The organism is Nonomuraea sp. NPDC050556, from assembly GCF_044457355.1.
GTDB lineage: Bacteria > Actinomycetota > Actinomycetes > Streptosporangiales > Streptosporangiaceae > Nonomuraea.
Genome location: NZ_JBITGU010000006.1, coordinates 97,190 through 113,118 on the forward strand (window position 1 = coordinate 97,190; position 15,929 = coordinate 113,118).

At 69.5% G+C, this 15,929-nt stretch carries 22 protein-coding genes; 9 read left to right on the forward strand and 13 right to left on the reverse strand.

The features are described 5' to 3' along the window. Positions 1 to 12: 12 nt before the first annotated feature. Both ACIBG8_RS47190 and ACIBG8_RS47195 read right to left on the reverse strand, forming a co-directional pair. Complete coding sequence (locus ACIBG8_RS47190; RefSeq protein WP_397349860.1) at positions 13 to 237, reverse strand: hypothetical protein; 225 nt, start codon at positions 235 to 237, stop codon at positions 13 to 15. Positions 238 to 239: 2 nt separating this feature from the next. Then, the gene (locus tag ACIBG8_RS47195; protein WP_397349861.1) at positions 240 to 554 is read right to left on the reverse strand and encodes a hypothetical protein; all 315 of its coding nucleotides are present in this window, start codon (positions 552 to 554) and stop codon (positions 240 to 242) included. Between the two features lie 107 nt (positions 555 to 661). On the opposite strand from ACIBG8_RS47195, the gene ACIBG8_RS47200 reads away from it, so the two are divergent. After that, positions 662 to 1,036 (forward strand): hypothetical protein, encoded by a 375-nt coding sequence (locus ACIBG8_RS47200; protein ID WP_397349862.1) that lies wholly within the window; start codon positions 662 to 664, stop codon positions 1,034 to 1,036. Between the two features lie 204 nt (positions 1,037 to 1,240). Here ACIBG8_RS47200 and ACIBG8_RS47205 read toward each other — a convergent pair whose 3' ends face one another. Both ACIBG8_RS47205 and ACIBG8_RS47210 read right to left on the reverse strand, forming a co-directional pair. Then, positions 1,241 to 2,050, reverse strand: coding sequence for a RecB family exonuclease (locus ACIBG8_RS47205; protein WP_397350461.1), 810 nt, complete (start codon positions 2,048 to 2,050; stop codon positions 1,241 to 1,243). Between the two features lie 30 nt (positions 2,051 to 2,080). Further along, positions 2,081 to 2,794, reverse strand: coding sequence for an MBL fold metallo-hydrolase (locus tag ACIBG8_RS47210; protein ID WP_397349863.1), 714 nt, complete (start codon positions 2,792 to 2,794; stop codon positions 2,081 to 2,083). 250 nt (positions 2,795 to 3,044) lie between these two features. Here ACIBG8_RS47210 and ACIBG8_RS47215 point away from each other — a divergent pair, with 250 nt between their 5' ends. After that, positions 3,045 to 3,437 (forward strand): type II toxin-antitoxin system RelE/ParE family toxin, encoded by a 393-nt coding sequence (locus ACIBG8_RS47215; RefSeq protein WP_397349864.1) that lies wholly within the window; start codon positions 3,045 to 3,047, stop codon positions 3,435 to 3,437. Then, positions 3,434 to 3,766 carry a helix-turn-helix domain-containing protein gene (locus ACIBG8_RS47220; RefSeq protein ID WP_397349865.1) on the forward strand — a complete coding sequence of 111 codons (333 nt, stop codon included), beginning with the start codon at positions 3,434 to 3,436 and terminating at the stop codon, positions 3,764 to 3,766. Before ACIBG8_RS47215 ends, ACIBG8_RS47220 begins: the two co-directional genes overlap by 4 nt. A 295-nt stretch (positions 3,767 to 4,061) precedes the next feature. On the opposite strand, the gene ACIBG8_RS47225 is transcribed toward ACIBG8_RS47220, so the two are convergent. Together ACIBG8_RS47225 and ACIBG8_RS47230 are read right to left on the reverse strand one after the other, a co-directional pair. Next, positions 4,062 to 4,676 (reverse strand): MarC family protein, encoded by a 615-nt coding sequence (locus ACIBG8_RS47225; RefSeq protein ID WP_397349866.1) that lies wholly within the window; start codon positions 4,674 to 4,676, stop codon positions 4,062 to 4,064. Between the two features lie 30 nt (positions 4,677 to 4,706). Continuing rightward, positions 4,707 to 5,336, reverse strand: a complete 630-nt coding sequence (locus ACIBG8_RS47230) for a DUF6758 family protein (protein ID WP_397349867.1) — start codon at positions 5,334 to 5,336, stop codon at positions 4,707 to 4,709. Between the two features lie 52 nt (positions 5,337 to 5,388). On the opposite strand from ACIBG8_RS47230, the gene ACIBG8_RS47235 reads away from it, so the two are divergent. Together ACIBG8_RS47235 and ACIBG8_RS47240 are read left to right on the forward strand one after the other, a co-directional pair. Next, complete coding sequence (locus ACIBG8_RS47235) at positions 5,389 to 5,760, forward strand: NUDIX hydrolase (protein ID WP_397349868.1); 372 nt, start codon at positions 5,389 to 5,391, stop codon at positions 5,758 to 5,760. A gap of 46 nt (positions 5,761 to 5,806) precedes the next feature. Next, positions 5,807 to 6,016: a hypothetical protein gene (locus ACIBG8_RS47240; RefSeq protein ID WP_397349869.1), complete on the forward strand. Its 210-nt coding sequence runs from the start codon at positions 5,807 to 5,809 to the stop codon at positions 6,014 to 6,016. Here the strand turns inward: ACIBG8_RS47240 and ACIBG8_RS47245 are convergent. Continuing rightward, positions 5,994 to 8,765: a hypothetical protein gene (locus ACIBG8_RS47245; RefSeq protein WP_397349870.1), complete on the reverse strand. Its 2,772-nt coding sequence runs from the start codon at positions 8,763 to 8,765 to the stop codon at positions 5,994 to 5,996. The two genes, ACIBG8_RS47240 and ACIBG8_RS47245, sit on opposite strands and share 23 nt — an antisense overlap. Positions 8,766 to 8,924: 159 nt before the next feature. Then, positions 8,925 to 9,869 (reverse strand): lysostaphin resistance A-like protein, encoded by a 945-nt coding sequence (locus ACIBG8_RS47250; RefSeq protein ID WP_397349871.1) that lies wholly within the window; start codon positions 9,867 to 9,869, stop codon positions 8,925 to 8,927. Between the two features lie 102 nt (positions 9,870 to 9,971). Between ACIBG8_RS47250 and ACIBG8_RS47255 the strand changes: the two genes are divergently transcribed. Next, positions 9,972 to 10,637 (forward strand): hypothetical protein, encoded by a 666-nt coding sequence (locus ACIBG8_RS47255; protein ID WP_397349872.1) that lies wholly within the window; start codon positions 9,972 to 9,974, stop codon positions 10,635 to 10,637. Then, a complete protein-coding gene (locus ACIBG8_RS47260; protein ID WP_397349873.1) occupies positions 10,634 to 11,179 on the forward strand; it encodes a DUF6529 family protein in 546 nt (181 codons plus the stop codon). Before ACIBG8_RS47255 ends, ACIBG8_RS47260 begins: the two co-directional genes overlap by 4 nt. Here the strand turns inward: ACIBG8_RS47260 and ACIBG8_RS47265 are convergent. Together ACIBG8_RS47265 and uppS are read right to left on the reverse strand one after the other, a co-directional pair. Next, positions 11,169 to 12,101 carry an HpcH/HpaI aldolase/citrate lyase family protein gene (locus ACIBG8_RS47265; RefSeq protein WP_397349874.1) on the reverse strand — a complete coding sequence of 311 codons (933 nt, stop codon included), beginning with the start codon at positions 12,099 to 12,101 and terminating at the stop codon, positions 11,169 to 11,171. The two genes, ACIBG8_RS47260 and ACIBG8_RS47265, sit on opposite strands and share 11 nt — an antisense overlap. A 48-nt stretch (positions 12,102 to 12,149) precedes the next feature. Beyond that, entirely contained in the window at positions 12,150 to 12,848 is a 699-nt protein-coding gene (gene uppS / locus ACIBG8_RS47270) for a polyprenyl diphosphate synthase (RefSeq protein WP_397349875.1), read from the reverse strand. Between the two features lie 16 nt (positions 12,849 to 12,864). Between uppS and ACIBG8_RS47275 the strand changes: the two genes are divergently transcribed. Beyond that, positions 12,865 to 13,470 carry an SAF domain-containing protein gene (locus ACIBG8_RS47275; protein ID WP_397349876.1) on the forward strand — a complete coding sequence of 202 codons (606 nt, stop codon included), beginning with the start codon at positions 12,865 to 12,867 and terminating at the stop codon, positions 13,468 to 13,470. On the opposite strand, the gene ACIBG8_RS47280 is transcribed toward ACIBG8_RS47275, so the two are convergent. Continuing rightward, positions 13,435 to 14,361, reverse strand: coding sequence for a hypothetical protein (locus tag ACIBG8_RS47280; protein ID WP_397349877.1), 927 nt, complete (start codon positions 14,359 to 14,361; stop codon positions 13,435 to 13,437). The genes ACIBG8_RS47275 and ACIBG8_RS47280 overlap by 36 nt on opposite strands. Then, positions 14,358 to 14,546 (reverse strand): hypothetical protein, encoded by a 189-nt coding sequence (locus tag ACIBG8_RS47285; protein WP_397349878.1) that lies wholly within the window; start codon positions 14,544 to 14,546, stop codon positions 14,358 to 14,360. Before ACIBG8_RS47285 ends, ACIBG8_RS47280 begins: the two co-directional genes overlap by 4 nt. Positions 14,547 to 14,637: 91 nt before the next feature. Between ACIBG8_RS47285 and ACIBG8_RS47290 the strand changes: the two genes are divergently transcribed. Beyond that, positions 14,638 to 14,988: a hypothetical protein gene (locus ACIBG8_RS47290; protein WP_397349879.1), complete on the forward strand. Its 351-nt coding sequence runs from the start codon at positions 14,638 to 14,640 to the stop codon at positions 14,986 to 14,988. Here the strand turns inward: ACIBG8_RS47290 and ACIBG8_RS47295 are convergent. Further along, positions 14,966 to 15,907: an EamA family transporter gene (locus ACIBG8_RS47295; protein WP_397349880.1), complete on the reverse strand. Its 942-nt coding sequence runs from the start codon at positions 15,905 to 15,907 to the stop codon at positions 14,966 to 14,968. The two genes, ACIBG8_RS47290 and ACIBG8_RS47295, sit on opposite strands and share 23 nt — an antisense overlap. Between the last annotated feature and the right edge of the window lie 22 nt (positions 15,908 to 15,929).

Here is a 15,929-nt window from a genome sequence, read left to right on the forward strand (position 1 = left end):
CACCCCCTGGCCTCACAGGGGCGGCAGCGCGGGGTAGGCCTGCCTGGCCTGGTGCAGGGTCGCGAGGACCCCGGTGAGCTGGTGCCCGGCGGCGTCGTACTGCCCGGCCGCGTAGAGCTGGGCGGCGACGGTCAGCGCGGGCGCCACCTGGGCTACCGGGGGCGCCACCGCGCTCGCCGCGCGGACCCAGCGGTGGGTGTGCTGCAGGAGCCCTGCGACCTCATGACGCGAGGTCATGATCAGAAGGGGCGGTTGAAGGGCTGCTGGCCGTACTGCTGCTGGCCGAACTGCGGCTGCTGGCCGTACTGCTGGCCGTACTGCTGCTGGCCTTGCTGCTGCTGTGAGAGCTGCTGCATCACGAGCTGCTGGAGCTGCTGGTGGATCTGCTGGGTCGCGATGCTGACGACCTGCGGCAGGATGTACTGCTGCGCGATCGGCAGAAGCTGGCTGACCAGCTGCTGAACCTGAGGGTGGACACCGTAGGACCCCTCGATGCCGAGCGGTGCCGGGAATCCTGGAGCGTACCCCTGCTGCATGGTCTGTCCGGTGGTCATGGCTCCTCCTGTCCGGTTATCCCAGATGATTGTCCAATTACATTGGACGCTATGTGCATACGCGCGATCACGCAAGGGGCTAGCCTTGACCCAGGAGGACGGCCCCGATGAATGCACTCCAACAGCTCATCCGCGCCAGGATGGCCGAGCTGAACCGATCATTCAGCGATGTCGCCAGGCGAGGTGGGCTGCCGCGTTCGACCGTCCACCACCTGGCCGCCAACTCGCGCCCGGGCCGCCTGCCCAATCCCGTCACCCTCGAACGGCTGGCCGTCGGGCTGGACATGCCCATCGAGGTGCTGCGCGCCGCCGCGGCAGCCGCCGCTGGATTCAGCGTGAGCAGCCTGGGTAGCGAGACCGTCGGCGACCCGGAGATCGAGGTCCTGATCGCGTCGCTCGCCAAGCTCAGCCCGCAGGACCGCAGGCACGTGGCCGCGCTCGTCCAGTCCTTGTTGACGGCCAAAGAAAAGCCAACCCTCTAGGCGAAGGCTGACTTCGCGCCTAGGTTCGGCTACGGAGGTGTGACATGCGCGTCGTTCGCTGGTCGGGTTTACCGGCCTTGGTACGGATCGAGACGCGGGGTGATGTCACCGTGGCCATCCCGCGTGGCCTGAGCCGTGAGGAGGTGCTCGACCTGGCCAGTGTGGTGCTGTCCAGCGAGGAATACCACGAACTCCGCCAGGCCATCAGTCGGCCAGACCCTCCCAAGGGCGCTTGTCCGGGGCAGCCGCCTGGCCTTCCGGGCAATGGCGGCGGAAATCACACCACGAGCAGATGGGACCAGGACTCGGAGCGAAGAGCGGCTCTGCCAGCGCGGCGTCCTCCCGGTAGCGGTCATCCGCCTCGGCCGCCTCGACGGCGACCTCCTCTGCCCTGGTGATGTGCCTGGCCAGCGACTCGTCCGAGTGCTCCCACTCGACGATCTCGCCGGTCGGCAGGTGGTGCAGCTCCACGGTGTGGCACGGCGTGCGCATCATCCGGGAGGCGGCCACCGCGTAGATGGCCAGGGCCAGCGAGGAGCGGGCGTCGTCCGTGGTGAGCGGGCGCCTGCCGGTCTTGTAGTCGACGACCACCAGCTCGTCGCCCCGGCGGTCGAGGCGGTCGATACGGCCGGACACGGCGATGACCTTCGTCCTCGTGGCCACCGTACGCTCGACGCCGACCGGGTCGTCGGACGGATCCAGGGTCGAGACGTAGCCCGACACCATGTCCCTGGCCCGGTCGCGCCAGGCCAAGGACTGCTCCGCGTCCCTGAAGCCGTCGGTCAGCCAGCCGTTCGACAGCAGGATCGCCGCCATCAGCGGCGTCCTTTTCTCGTACGGCTCCCGCCACCAGGCGGCCAGCGCGTTGTGCACGCTCGCGCCGACACTGTTGTGCCCCCACGCGGGGCCCTTCTGCGGCTGCGGGCGGTCGAGATAGGTGAACCGGTAGCGGCGGCGGCAGTCGAGCCAGGTGTTCAACCGCGACGGCGTGCACGAGTAGAGCCGCCGCGGCATTCCCTCCAGCGGGAGTTGGTCATACACCGCTCAGTCGTCGCCCAGCTTGATGCCCGAGATCCTGGTGCCGTCGGTGAGCGGGCCTTCCTTCTCCAGCTCCACCGTCTCCGTGCGCGTCAGCGAACCCGACACCCAGTCGTCGAAGTGCGGCTCCAGGTCGGCGACCGTGGTCTCCTCGCCGTGGGACGGGTAGATCTTCGTCGCGTGCGGCAGCGTGAATAGGCGGCCGCCGATCGAGGTCAGCTGGTCGGGCAGCGCGGGGTACTCGCCGCCGAGCTTGCCAGGACCTTCCGCGTTGAGGGACTTGCCGGTGAAGACCGCTTCGAGCCCCTCGCAGTAGAGGGAGATGCCGCCGGGGGTGACGCCGGGGGTCTCCATGACGTCGAGCTGGACGTCGGCGACGCCGAAGATGCCGTCGTCCTCCATCTCGATGTCCGGCCAGGTCTCCGACCAGGTCTCGCGCCAGATGGGCTTGTCCTTGGGGTGCAGGGCGACGATCGCCTCGTCCCTGCTGGCCACCTCGATCGCCGCACCGACGTGGTCGGGCAGGCCGTGGGTGCAGATCACGGCGAGCACCTCACGCTCGCCCACCTGCTCCATGATCGCTTCGGCGTCTCGCGCCGGGTCGATGACGATCACCTCTTCGTCGTCGCCCACGATCCAGGTGTTGTTCTCGACCTTCTGCTCGACGCCGTCGACATCGACGACGCCCTCGGTCACCACTCGCTCGATACGCGCTGTCACGCCAGGAACCTTACCGCTAAACCACCGAAAACCCCGGCCCCGAGACACGCCCGTCACCGACCTTCCGCTCCTCACCTCGCCCCTCCCGCACCCCCCACCCGCCTTCCCGCCCTCCGCCCGCCCACCCACCCGCCCCTGGTCCTGCTGTGGCTAGCCACCTCTGGCAGTGTCCGTCCGTTCGTGGCGACGGCGTTTGCAGGCTTCGGCACAATCCGGGGACAGAAAGTAAAGGCTGCCCTATACTCTTGATGTGTCGTACGAGATCCGACTAACCGACGACGTAGATGCCTGGCTCGACAGCCTTGCGCATAGTGATACGCCCGCATACCGACTGGCAGTCGACACAATCAACCGCCTTGAAGAGCAAGGTCCCGGCCTACGCAGACCACTCGTGGGCAAGATCGATGGCAGCTCGATCGTGAACTTGAAAGAGCTACGCCCCCGGTCGACAGGCACAAGCGCCTTGCGCATCCTTTTCGTGTTCGACCCATGGCGATCAGCCATCCTGCTGGTGGCCGGAGATAAGGTCACCGAGCAACCTGGCAACCCCGACCGCTGGTACGACAAAGCGATCCCCCAAGCTGAGCACGCGTATCAGACCTACCTGGCCGAGCGCGCCGAGGAGGAGGGACAGAATAGATGAGCGGTCACAAGAAGTGGAGCGACGTCCGCGACCAGCACGTGGAGCGTGCCGGAGGCGAACAGGCACTCGCGGAGACCCGCCGCCTGGTCGACGCCTATGTGCATGCGTGGCATCTGGCTGAGCGCCGCAAGAACGCTGGACTCACACAGGCCGATGTCGCTGAGCGCATGGGCGTTACCAAGATGCGCGTCTCACAGGTCGAACGCGGTGAAGTCGCATCCGTCGAAGTGCTGGCGCGCTATATCGAGGCCATCGGCGGACACCTCGAACTGGTCGCCACCTTCGATGACGGCACTTACCGCATGGGCGATGCCGCCGAGGCTGTCTGACCTCGACGGTCCAGGTTGGTTACCCGGCGTTCTGCAGCCCAGAGCCAGCGGGCACGGTAGGCCGTTCTCAAGCTGCATGCCTCAATCACGCGTCCCCACTCAGCAGCGAGCCCATCCCGAGTGGGCGATCGCCACGACGTCGCTTATGAATCCACGAGCGGTCGGAAACTGCCAGAGGTGGCTAGCCACTGCAGGACCAGGGGCGGGCGGGTGGGCGGGCGGAGGGTGGGCAGGCGGGCGGGGAGAGCGGGATGGGTGGGGTGAGGAACGGGAGAGAGAGGCAGGTGGAGGTGGGTTAGCCGGTTGAGATGAGGGAGCGGATGGCGTTGATGATGAGCTGGACGGCCAGAGCGGACAACAGGAGGCCCGCGATCCTGGTGACCAGTTCCACGCCGTTCTCTTTGATGACGCGGATGATGCTCACCGAGAAGCGCATGAAAAGCCACAGGACCATGTGCACAGCGGCTATCGCCAGACCCAGCGAGATGATGCCGCCTGGTTTTCCCGTTGCCTGTTGGGCGAAGACGATGGTGGCGACGATTGCGCCTGGACCCGCCAGCAACGGGGTGCCCAACGGGACCAATGCCACGTTGACGTTTGAGCGGACCTCGCTGGGTTCCGTGGCGCCTCTCAGGAGCTCCAAAGCGACCAACAACAAAAGCAGACCACCGGCTATCTGCATCGCCGCCACCTCGACGTGCAAATACCCCAGGATCGCCTGACCGAAGATGGCGAAGACCACGATGAGGCAGAACGCCGTCACCGCCGCCTGCCACGCGATGCGCTTGCGCTGCGCCGCCGTACGCCCGCCCGTATAAGCCAGAAACAACGGGATCACACCAGGCGGGTCCATGATGACGAACATCGTCACGAACGCCTCGACGAAGAATCGGACGTCGAACAAGACCATCCCCCAGAAGGAAGGGGGAGTGACAGGATTCTAGTCGTCCAGTCGCGGCGAGAAGGCTCCGAAAGGCAGGTCGAGTTCCTGTTCGCGCAGGTCGCGCAGGCTGAGCTGGGCCAGTGCGATCAGGCAGCCCGCCTCCTCGGGCCACGCGATCGTCCAGAGCCAGTTGCCCAGCGCCTCCCCCGCGTACACGGCCCGGTCGGGCGCCGCCCTGTTGACGCACCACAGCGCCGTCGGATGCCCCAGCACGTCGACCTTGGCGTTCGGCGGCCCCTCGTCGAAGCCCTCGCCGGGGTCCGGACCGTCGAGGCCGGCGAACGCCGCGCCGAGCCCGATGCCGGGTTCCTCGGCGATGATGAGGAGGTCGGCCGGTCCCTGCGTGACCGAGGGTCCGCACAGGGCGACCACGCTTGCTCTGCCGCCGGTCCTGTCGTCCCCCGCAGTGGCGAAGCCGGTGACGAGCCAGCCGGGCGGCAGCGGCCACGGCACCCAGACGGGGACGACGGCGCTCTTGCGCACCCCGTCGACGGCTGCGGTGGACGGCTGCCAGGGCGGCTGGAAGGGCACGACATCGCCGTGCGCGTCGCAACGCCATGCGCTCGACCACACACTCGGCGGATGAAGCGGGCCAAAACACCGCGGACAGGTTGGTGCCGCTCTCACAGCTACTCACGGTGCGTCGTTGCACACCGTTCCGTCAAGTTATGTTTCCCATGTGCGCGTAAATTGTGTGGGCGCGATCATCACCGACGACGCGGGCCGGCTGCTGCTCATCCAGCGCGGACACCCGCCTGGCCAGGGGTTGTGGTCGCTTCCCGGCGGGCGTAAAGAGCCTGGCGAGAGCGATGCGGAGGCGCTGGTCCGCGAGGTCAGGGAGGAGACGGGGCTCGAGGTCTCCCCCGGCCCGCTCGTGGGCTCGTTCGACACCGACGACTTCGCCATCAACGACTACCGGGCGACGGTGACGGGCGGGGTGCTGACCGCGGGTGACGACGCGGCCGACGCCCGCTGGTGCTCGAGAACCGATCTCGTACGGCTGCCGCTCACGGAAGGACTGCTGGAATTCCTCGCCCAACATATGGAATAAAGCATTCCGTTCTGCTAGACTGAGGGCAGACGCCAAGGAGGATCCGATGACCAGGTCGCACCTAGCACAGGCCCTGTTCGCCTCCCCGCTGCAGCCCTCGCAGCACCCGACCATCGCCCAGGTCAGAGCCGCCCTCCAGGCCGCGCGCGCCGACGTGGCGGCCCGCGTGGCGCAGGAGGCCGGCGACCACCCCGAGGCCTACGCCGCCCGCATGCAGTGGGCCCTGGCCACCGTCAGCGGCCTGCCGACAGCGTAGAAGTCCACAGGATGACGTGATCGGCGTTGTAGGTCGTCGACCGGCCCAGCCCGACGACCTGCGAGCCGTTCACGCTCACCGCGGTCAGCCACTGCATGCCCTCGCCGCCCAGCCGGTCACCCGCCAGGTCCTGGCGCTCCCAGACCAGCCCGTCCGACGACGTCCAGGCCGCGCTGTCGCCGCTGCCCGGCACCCCGTGCCACCCGACCGCCACGATGCCCTGCTCGGCCACCGCCAGGTCGTAGACGGCCGCCGCCTGCGTCGCGGGCAGCAGCGCGGTCTGCCACGACTCGCCCTCGTCGGACGAGACCGCGGCGAACGCCTTGCGTGACCCGCCGAGTTGGGCGGTGCCGACGGCCACGAGCTGCTTGCCGTACGAGACGATCTGGCGCAGGCCGGTGGAGGTCGCGTTGGGGAACAGGACGCGGTCGCGCGCCGTCCAGTTGAGCCCGTCCTTGGAGGTCCAGACGACGCCGCTCTCGTCGTCGCCGCTGCCCTGGCCGCCGACGGCGACGAACCCTGGCCCGCCCGCCGTGACGTCGTGGACGCGCACCCCGGCCCCGCCCTGGGGCAGCTTCTTGGACCTGGTGAACCTGGACAGGTCGGTGCTGAACCACAGGACGGCCTCCGCCGTACCCGCCGCGTCCTTGGCCTCGCCCGCCACCACGTAGCCGTCTGGCCCGGCGGCGGCCGCGTGGGCGGCCAGGTAGGGGGTGTTGCCGTCGCGCGGCAGGCCGAGCCTGCGCCACGCGTGCGCGTCGCCGGAGGTGGCGATGAGCGGCTGGGTGAGCGACAGGTCGGTCATGTCGGAGCCGACGGCCAGCCAGCCGCGCCTGCCGTACACGACGTCGTTGAGCGTCTGCTGGAGCGGGCCGCCGAGCGGGGTGGCCCGCCACTCCTGGCCGTTGGGGCTGGTCCAGATGCCCGCGTCGCCCGAGGCGGAGCCGACGGCGACGTACCTGTTCTTGGCGAACAGCAGCCGTGACGTCTCGCGCGCCACCCGGGAGAGGCCCTCGATCTCGTCCAGCTTCACCCGCGCGACCGGGCCGCCCGAGGGGGCGGACAGCAGGACGGGCTGGTTGCCGATGTCGGAGGCCGCCTGGTCGCCCGCCGCGAACATCGTGCCCGAGTCTGCCACGGCGAACCCGCGCAGCGAGGCCCCGCCCAGGTCGTTGCGCTTGGCCCAGCTCTTGCCGTCCGCACTGGTCAGGACCGTGTACTTGTCCAGGCCCGCCCGCGTCACCGCGGCGATGCCCGAGGCGTAGGAGACGAGGGTGTCCACGCCGGTGCTCTGCGCCGCCAGCCCGCCGATGGAGCCGCACTGGCTCCACTCGGTGCCGGTGGCCGAGCAGTAGACGCGCACGTCGCCGGTGATCGTCCGCTCCCTGGTGGGGACGAGCACGAACTGCTTGGGGAGTACGCCGAGGGAGCCCGTCCTGGGCTCGGCCTCGGGCAGCTGGAAGCCGGTCGCCGCCCACGTCCTGCCGCCGTCGGCCGAGCGCACGACCCGCGAACCCGCGCCGTCGGACGGCTGCGCCACGGCCACCGCCACGTCGCCCCTGGCCACGACCGCCTTCAGCTCGCCCACGCCCAGCTCGCGGGCGTCCACGCGCTGCCAGGCCCGGCCGTCGGCCGACTGCCAGATGGCCGGTCCCGACGACCCGTCCTGCTTGGTGGTACGGCCGACCGCCACGAACCCGGAGGCCGTCCTGGCGATGTCGTTGATCAGGTCGCCCTTCCTGAACGGCGCCAGCCCCGCCTGCTCGACGGCCGTCCAGCTGAAGCCGTCCGCGCTCGTCCACAGGCCGTGCTCGTCGCCCAGGGCGTCGCCGCCGCTGGCCAGCCACATGCCGCCGCCGCCCACCACGCGCTGGACGGTGTCGGTGGTCGAGGTGGTGACGCTGCCGAGCTGCCACGTCTTGCCGCTGTCCGGGGAGAACAGGAAGAGCGGGCGCGGGGTCGGGCTGGTGGTGTCGCTGCCGACCGCGACGACGGCTCGGCCGTTGGCGGCCATGTCGTTGAGCTTCTGGTTGGAGCCGCCGCCCGCTGCGGGGATGGTGAAGAGCTTGTCGCCCGAGCGCTGGGTGCCCGCGGTGATGCGCAGGCCGGCCTCGGCGATCTGGGGCTGCCACCAGCGCCACACGAGGATGCCCGCCGAGACGAGGATGGCGAGCGTCAGGACGACGACGGCTGGGGCGAGGAGGCGGCGGCGCCGTACCGGGCTGGAACGGCGTACCGCGGCGGGGGCCGGGCCCCTGTGGTGCCTGCCGGGCCTGGCCGGGCCCGAGGCCACGAGTAAGTCGGGTCTGGTCGGACGGCCGGGCGGGGGCTTGCCCACCCGCCTGACCTCGTCGTCCGGAGGAGGCTCTGAAGGCTCGGGCTCGACCTCGATGACCGGCGGGTTCTCCCGTGGAGGGCCGGAAGCGACCAGCTTGTCCGGGCGGTCCACCACGCGGTGCGGGCGGCGGCGCGGCTGCGTCTCCGGCTCGGCTGTCGGCGAGGTGTACGGCCGGCGGCCCTTGGGCACGTCCTGCTGGTCGTCCTCCGGCGTCGGCGCGGCGAACGGCGGCGCCCCCCAGGGCGAGGTGAGCGGCACCCCGCGCGCCCGGTCGTCGGGCGGGCCTGGGGGCTCGTGACTGATCCGCGGTAGGTCGTCCGCCTCCGGACGCGACTGCTCGCGGTCGGACGTGTCCTCATCGTCCGGCGCCACGCGGCGCACCTCCTCGTCGGGGGATCCGGACCGTTCCATTGACCACTATTTCGCGTTATTTCGACTTCTGGAGCACGCGCATACTCCTACCCCGCCCACAGAGATGATCACCTCCGGAAGTCCTCACGATCCAGACCAGCATGCTGGGGCCGGAATGGCGAGACCTCTCTAGTGAGATTCGCAGAACTAACCCGCGATTTATCCCGAAACAGTGTCGATTGACCGCTTTTTCGAGAGAATCAGCACCCCAACCACGAAAACAACGAGCTGCACGACCGTACCCGCCAGCGACTGCCACGGCACGTCGCCCTGCTCCATCGCCTTCTCCAGCTGCCCGGCCGCCGCGATGAGCCCGAACGCCATCACGTTGTTCATCACGTGCATCGCGATCGCCGCCTCCAGCCCGCCCGTGCGGACCGCCAGCCACCCCATGATCGCGCCGAACGTGAAGACGTCGACGATGCCCCAGCCCGTGTAGCCGTGCATCGAGGTGAACGCGGCGGACCCCAGCAGGATGCCGGGCAGCGGGTTCCTGATGTAGGCGCCGAACGCCTGGATGAACCAGCCGCGGAAGATGTACTCCTCGGCGGCCGCCTGGAACGGCACCAGCAACACGATCACGATCATGCCGGGCAGGAACTTCGCCCACCCGCCCCACTCCACGAACCCGGTGGTGTCCTCGCCGGTCACCAGCAGCACCACGTACTGCGCGACCTGACCGAGCACCAGCGCCACAGCCGCCAGCCCGGCGCACTGCAGCAGCCAGCCCCAGCGCAGCCGCCCGGCGACCGACGACAGCGTGCCCGGCCGACGCCGCTGGAGCAGCGCCGCCGTACCGAAGACCAGAGGGAGAACGGCCGCGATCGACAGCAACACCACGACCAGGTTGTAGACCGGGTCGCTGAAGAGCTGCTCGGGGTTGCTCGTGGTCCGGATGCCGAGCGGCATGCCGACGAGGACGCCGAGGACGATCACCACCGCGCCGATGACGAAGAACCCGGCGCCGATGATCAGCGTGCCGAGGATCGGGCGCCACCACGCGTTGGCCGCGTTCCTGCCCAGGTGGTCGTACCTGGTGCCGGGCGGCGTGGGGGCGAACCAGGACACCGGCTGCGGCGGCGCGGGGTAGGGGTTTTCGTACATGACCCTCATTCTGTCCGGGCGGATGCGCATTAGTTCACAGACAGGCCGGTGGATTAGGCGGATGGTCGAGACAGGCAATTCCGAAAACCCTGGGAGCACGTCATGTCAAGGCTGGGGCCAGTCATCACCCTGGCGGCAGGAGCGATCCTCGCCACCGGGCTGGGTGTGGCCAGCGTCGCCACGGCGCCCGCAGCGCGGGAGACGACCGCCGCTGCAGTCGCGGAGCCGACCGTCGAGGTCACCTCCGCCGCCACCCCCGCACCCGTGAAAACCGTACAGAAGATCAAGGCTGACTACGCCGGGCACGTCAACGGCAACGGCGGCCTGATCGCCGTCTCGATCAGGGACGGCAAGGCCATCGGCTACTTCTGCGACGGCAAGACAGAAGCCTGGTTCAAGGGCACGGCGGCCGACGGCGCCGCCACGCTCGCCGGGTTCGGCGACGCCAAGCTCAGCGCCTCCTTCGGCGGGGGCAAGGCCAAGGGCAAGCTGTCGCTCAGCGGCAAGTCGTGGACGTTCACCGCGCCCACGGTCGTCAAGCCGTCCGGCCTCTACCGCGCCACGCAGCTCATCAGGGGCGCGCAGGTCAAGGCCGGGTGGATCGTCCTGCAGCGCCCGGACAGGAATGGCTTCATCCGCGTCGGCACCGCCTACGTGGACGGCAAGCAGGTCGAGACGCCGGAGCTCACCCCCGGACAGCCTGTCACGCTGAACGGCGTGCAGATCCAGCCCAAGGACGTCGACGCCTTCATCGAGGAGATGCAATGACCGCGGTCACCGAGCGCCCTCGTACGAGCGTGCTGCTCCTTTTCGTCCCGCTGCTGGTCGGGGCGCTGGTCATGATCGGCCTGGGCGTGTACGGCAGAGCCCACACGCCCACCGGTTACGCCGTGGGCGTGGCGGGCTTCTCCTCGGCGCTCACCATGAAGGCCTGGCTCACCACCGGGGCCTTTGTCCTGGCCTTCGTCCAGGTGATTTCGGCTCTCTCCATGTGGGGAAAAATCGGGATCCGTATCCCTGGCTGGGTGCACCGGTGGTCAGGCAGGCTCGCCTTCGTCCTGACCATCCCGGTCGCCTTCCAGTGCCTCTACGCGCTCGGCTTCCAGTACGACGTGCCGCGCGTGCTCGCCCACTCCCTGCTCGGCTGCTTCTTCTACGGGATCTTCACCGCGAAGATGCTCGCCCTCCCCAAGAAGGGCCTGCCCGGCTGGACCCTGCCCGTCCTGGGCGGCCTGGCCTTCACCGCCCTGGTCGGACTCTGGCTGACCTCGTCCTTCTGGTTCTTCACCACCATCGGCATCAAGGTGTGAAGGTCTTGGTCCGCTTCATCCCCGCGGCGCGGCCCTTGGTGGCGACGACGACGGCCATCTTGCGCGAGGCCTCGTCGATCATCTCGTCGCCGAGCATCACCGCGCCGCGCTTCTCCACCGTCGTGTAGTACTCGTAGGCCTCGAGGATCAGCTCGGCGTGGTCGTAGTCGTCCTGCGCCGGGGAGAACACCTCGTTGGCCGCCTCGACCTGCAGCGGGTGCAGCACCCACTTCCCGTCGAAGCCCAGCGCGGCTGCCCGGTTGGCGACCCTGCGGTAGCCGTCCACGTCCTTGATCTGCAGGTAGGGGCCGTCGATGACCTGGAGGTCGTGCATCCTGGCCGCCATCAGCAGGCGCATGAGGATGTAGTGGTAGGCGTCGCCCTCGGTGTAGCCGGGCGGCTGCTCCCCCACGACCAGCGTGCGCATGTTGATCGACGCCATGAAGTCGGCGGGCCCGAACACCAGGGCCTCCAGGCGCTTGGAGCTGCCCGCGATCGTGTCCACGTTCACCAGGCCGCGGGCGTTCTCGATCTGCGCCTCGATGCCGATGCGGCCGACCTCCAGGCCCATGGTCTTCTCGATCTGGGTGAGCAGCGTGTCGAGCCACACGACCTCGGTGGAGTCCTGCACCTTGGGCAGGATGATCGCGTCCAGCTGCGCGCCGGCGCCCTCGACGACCTCGATCACGTCGCGGTAGGTCCACTGCGTGGACAGGTCGTTGACCCGTACGGCCCGCGTCTTCCCCGTCCAGTCGCCGTCGCGGAGCGCGCCGACGATGTTCTTGCGCGCCTCCTCCTTGGCCAGGGGGGCGACGGAGTCCTCCAGGTCGAGGAAGACCTCGTCGGCGGCGAGCGTCTGGGCCTTTTCCAGGAACCGCGGGTTGCTGGCGGGTACGGCCAGCACGGAACGACGTGAGCGCATGGCCGCCACGCTAGCGGTGCCACCGCCGGGGCGACAGCCGGGCCCTTTCTATGGGGCGCATCGGGCGGAGTAGGCCCGGAGCGCCCGCAGGAAGTCCACGCGGCGGAAACCGGGCCAGTAGACGTCGCAGAAGTGCAACTCGGCCCGCGGCGACCCCCACAGCAGGAACCCGGACAGCCGCCGCTCCCCGCTGGTCCTGATGATGAGATCGGGGTCGGGCACGTGGATCCGAGCGGAGATGGCCTCCTCGGTGATCTCCTCTCCGCTCTCCAGGAGCCCGCGGACGGCGTCGACGATCTCCTGGCGGCCGTCGTACCCGATGGCCAGGGTCAGTTCGCGCGGCCTGTCCCTGGTCGCGTCCACGGCCTCCTTGAGCGCGTGCGCCGTGGAGTCCGGCAGCTCGTCCAGCCGCCCGGCCACGCGCAGGCGCCACAGCGGTGACGACGCGACCAGCCGCCCGGCGATGATCTCCTCGATGAGCTCCATGTAGGTGGCGACCTGCTGGGACTCGCGTTTGCGCACGTTGTCCGCCGAGGCCACGTAGATGGTGACCTCCTGGATCCCCAGCTCGGCGCACCAGCCGAGGACCGTCCCGATGTGCTCGACCCCGTAGCGGTGGCCGACGCTGGGATTGTCGAACCCCTGCTCCCGCGCCCACCGCCGGTTCCCGTCCATGACCAGCCCGACGTGACGGGGAACCTTCCTGACCTGCCGCCGCAGCAACCGGGCGTAGAGGGCATAAAGCATGGGCCAAACTCTAGATGTGTCCTCCCCAGACGCTCCCCCCGCGCCGCGCCGCCGCAGGCCGTCCAGCCTGTCGAGCATCGCGCTGGTCCTCGTGCTGGTCGCCGGCCTGCTCGGCTACCTGTTCCTGCGCGAGGGCGACCAGGTGCGGGTCTTCGTGGCGGCACACGACCTGCCCGCCTTCCACCAGATCACCCAGCTCGACGTACGGCAGGCCACGGTCGAGGCGGGTTCCGTCCCCGGCGACGCCGTACGCAACCGCGACGGGCTCGTCGGCAGGTACACGCTGGCAGCGGTCCGGCAGGACCGCCCCTACCGCAGGTCGGAGCTGGGCCCGCTGCTCAAGCCCGGCGCGCTCGACAAGCTCTCGTTCGTGGCGACCGAAGCCTCACCCGTGTCCACGCTCGGCGGCCGCCTGGCCCGCGGCGACCGGGTCGACGTGCTGCTCTCGCCCACCGATCCTGACGCGACCCCGGGCAGGCTGCCCGAGGTGCTCGTGGTGGACGTGGCCAAGGAGTCGGTGGTGCTCGCCGTGACCGGGAAGAACGCGCGGACGCTGCTGCGGGCCAGAGGGTCGAGCACGGTGGCGCTACTGCGGGTCGGCGCCTACGTCGCTCCGTGGTGAGTTCCGTACGGCATGCCGTTCCTGGCTGTCGGCCCAGCCGGGTTCGGCGGCCATGACGACGAAGCGGTGGATCGCCGCGAACGCCTCCTTCTCGTCGGCCACGTCGGCGACCGTCGGCCAGGCCTCCAGCAACCGGCCGCGGTAGAGGTCGAACGCGGTGCGCAGCTGCTCGCCGTACTCCTCGGCCGCGCTCAGCGACAGCCGGTAGAACGCGTACGCCACGACGCATCCGAGGGCCAGCACCCCCAGGAACAGCTCCGGGCCCTGCCTGGTCACCAGCAGCGTGCCCGCTGAAACGACCGTGGCCGCCGTCGCCTGGAAGGACACCACCAGCGGGAACTCGTAGGCGATGATGTACTCCTCGTACTCGCGCTGGAACTGCTCGGGCAGCATGGGGAACAGGCGCGGCCAGAAGATGATCGGATCGATCTGGTAGCGGGCCCGCGGGTAGCTCTCCGCGGCGAGCAGCACGTTGCCCAGCCGGGTCGGCATGAGCCGGTCCTCGTCCTCGCCGGTGGGGTACCTGTAGTAGACGTTCGCGTCCCGCTCGGCCATCGTCTCCATGCGGTCGGTGTGCCAGCGGATCCCCGGCGTGCGCCGCCCCATCACCCTGACCAGCGGGTACCCCTCGAAGAGGCGCACGATCCCGCGCCACTGGCTGGCCACCGCGGCCGCCACGAACCACACGGCCGCGAGGTAGGCGAGGACGGCCAGCACCTTGCTCGCCAGGTCGAGCGCCTTCCACCAGGACGACACCGCGGCGAACGACGACACGGACGCCACGACGACGGCGCCTGCCGCGGTGCAGAAGACCAGGGTGGGCAGCAGCGCGTTGAAGACGAACCGCCGGGTGAACAGGCCCGTGACGTGCTGGAAGAAGGAGTCGATCATGCCAGGCGGTCTCCGTCCCGATACTCCCTGACCTTGGCGCCGAACCCGGTGCACGGCCCGTGGTCGCGGCACGGGCAGCGATGCGGGATCCGCGTCCTGGGCACGGCGTGCCTGCAGACCTCGCAGTAGACCGTGATGCCCTGGCCGCGCACGTCCCCAGGCGGGCGCGCGCTACCTGGGCTCATCGATGACCTCACCGCCGGGGGAATGTAGTCCGATGATCGCTCCGGCTGTGGGGGTCCGCAATACCGGAGTGACTGGGGTTACAGTCGGAGGGTGACCGTCATCGAGGAAGGCGCCAAGAAGTCCGGTGTCCTCTGGCTCGGCCTTGACCGGCCGCGGCTGGCGTGGCACACGTGGCACGAGGGCGCGATCTACGTCGTCACCGGTCCCGGCGAGCAGCAACTGCCGGGCCTGGCCGAGCGTGACACCGTCGAGGTGACGCTGCGCAGCAAGGACAACGGGGCCAGGCTGGTCGTCTTTCCCGCTCGCGTCGAGGTCGTCGACCAGGCTTCCGCTCAGGAAGCGGTCGCAGCGCTGGCGAAGGACCGGCTCAACGCGCCCACCGGCCTGCCCGAGCGCTGGGCGGCCGAGGCGACCGTACTCAGACTGACACCGGCTGCCTGACCTCGTCCTCCTCGATGGCCTTCGCCCGGCCTGTCGCGGTCTGGGCGAGCAGCGCGCCGGTCAGCACGGTCAGCCCGCCAACCACCTGGAAGAACCCCAGGGTCTCCCCCACCAGCGCCCACGCGATGACCGCCCCGGCGATGACCTCCAGCGTCGCCACCGTGGCGCCCACGGCGGCCGACAGCCTGCGCACCGCCGTGACCCCCAGGATGTAGGCGAGGACGGTCGCCACCACGATCATCCACAGGAACGCGCCGACCACGGGCAGCGTGTGCCCGCCGAGCGTCGCGCTCGTGCCGAACACCTCCCACGGCATGTCCCACGGCCGCGCGAACGGCACCAGCAGGACGGCGGCGCCGACCAGCCCCCAGGCGATGAGCCCCAGCGGGTCGATCTCGTCGCCGAAGGAGTCGCTGAGCAGGAAGTAGGCGGCGCAGCAGGCACCGGCGACCAGGCCGAGCGCCAGCCCGAGCGGGTCGATGCGCAGCCCCTGCCAGAACTCGACCACGACGCCGAGCCCGACGAACGCGGTCACCGCGCCGACGAAGGCCGAGCGCGGCAGCCGTACCTTCCTGACGAACCGCACCCAGAAGACCACCATCACCGGAGCGGTGAACTCCAGCAGCAGCGCGATCCCGACGGGGAGCCTGGTGATGGCGATGAAGTAGACGGACTGCACCCCGGCGACGGCCACCAGGGCGTACAGGGCGAAGAACCCCAGCTTGCCGCGCGGGATGCGCAACGCCTTCGGCCGGACGACGACCAGCACGGAAAGCAGGAGCACCCCGGCGCCCGCCATCCGCAACCACACCGACTCAAGCGGCGCAAGCCCCGCCTGATTCAGAAATTTCGCCATCGGCCCGGAAAAGGCGAAACACCACGAGGACACGAAGGCGATCGCCAGTCCCGCATATCTCATGCCAACACCATCCACGTAATGA